Origin of the sequence: Faecalicatena contorta (genome assembly GCF_021531895.1) — a bacterium.
GTDB lineage: Bacteria > Bacillota > Clostridia > Lachnospirales > Lachnospiraceae > JAFBIX01.
The window spans coordinates 1-1,363 of sequence record NZ_JAFBIX010000077.1 but is presented as its reverse complement, the minus strand read 5'-3'; the positions used below and the strand labels follow the sequence as shown (position 1 = coordinate 1,363).

Annotated in this window: 2 protein-coding genes; both read left to right on the top strand. The window is 42.6% G+C overall.

Features of this window, described 5'->3' with window-relative positions:
- The first annotated feature begins 91 nt into the window (after positions 1 to 91).
- Entirely contained in the window at positions 92 to 439 is a 348-nt protein-coding gene (locus tag JQM81_RS13485; RefSeq protein WP_229097941.1) for a transposase, read from the top strand.
- Positions 429 to 1,247 carry an IS3 family transposase gene (locus JQM81_RS13480; protein ID WP_235234332.1) on the top strand — a complete coding sequence of 273 codons (819 nt, stop codon included), beginning with the start codon at positions 429 to 431 and terminating at the stop codon, positions 1,245 to 1,247. The genes JQM81_RS13485 and JQM81_RS13480 overlap by 11 nt, the downstream gene beginning before the upstream one ends.
- The last annotated feature ends 116 nt before the right edge of the window (positions 1,248 to 1,363 follow it).

Here is a 1,363-nt window from a genome sequence, read left to right as displayed (position 1 = left end):
TATAATGGTCTCATAAATTAAGACACTTTTTCGGACAGTTTTTAATGAATCTGATATACTTAAACCAGTATGAAAGAAAGGATCCATTATCATGTCCAGACAAAGAAGAAATTTCAATGCCAAATTCAAATCAGACCTTGTAATTGAGCTGCTTAAGGGTGAGAAAGATCTCAATACCCTTGCAACTGAAAATAACATCCAACCAAATCTGCTCCGCAACTGGAAAAAAGAGTTCTTGAACAATGCTTCGGTTGTGTTCGACGACAAGCGTGAGGAAAACCTCAAAGAAAAGCTTGCCGAAGAGCGTAAGGAGAAAGCGGAGTATGCCAAAAAGGTTGGTCAGTTAACCATGCAGGTTGACTGGCTCAAAAAAAAATCTGAAGAAATTTGTGGACCTGACTACGAGAGTAAGTTTAGTCCAAAACCTTTTGACGACTAAGGAAATTCCGGCTTCCGTAGGTGCCATGTTGCTTGACATCAACCGTACAAGCATTTATTACAAGGGCGCCCCTATTTCAGATGAGGAACTGGCCTGCAAAGAGATCATTGATCATCTCCATACAGATAATCCCACTTGGGGCGCAAGACAAATGTCTGCACAGTTAAAAGCCCGTGGTTACCAGGTTGGGCGCCGCAAGGCAAGACGCTACATGAATGAGATGGATATTTACCCAATTTATCCAAAGATGAATCTTTCCAAGCGAATGCAGCAGGCGAAAGTATGTCCATATCTTCTTCGTAATGCGGTCATAGACAAGCCAAATCAGGCATGGTCTATTGACATTACATATATCCCGATCAAGCGCGGATTTCTGTATCTGACAGCCGTGATCGACTGGTATAGCCGTTGTATTGTCGGCTGGGAAGTGGATGACACACTTGATACCAGAATGGTTATCAGTGCCCTGAAAAAAGCTTTCAAAGTGGCAAAACCTCAGATCCTGAATTCAGATCAGGGTTGTCAGTTTACAAGTCAGCAATACATTGACTTTGTAAAGGAAAACGGCATCCGTCAGAGTATGGATGGAAAAAGCCGCTGGGCAGACAACATCATGATTGAGCGCTGGTTCCGCAGCTTCAAGTATGAGGAAGCCTATCTGACACAGTACAACAACATCAGGGAAGCAAGAGCTGCTATCGGACAGTATATCCACACCTACAACTTTGAACGATGCCATTCTGCACTTGATTACCAAACACCGGCTGAATGCTACTATCCGGCAATGTTGATGCCATATGTAGCTTAGCATATATTGGATCTGGGGAGTGCTCCACTGTTCTCTCCATGTTCCTTGTAACTTGTTCACCATATCAGTTCATTATAAAAATCTTAGATTTTTGTCTTGACAACTGAGCCACTATA

Coding starts and splice junctions, on each gene's coding strand:
- JQM81_RS13485 (WP_229097941.1), top strand. CDS start 92: ATGTCCAGACAAAGAAGAAATTTCAATGCCAAATTCAAATCAGACCTT.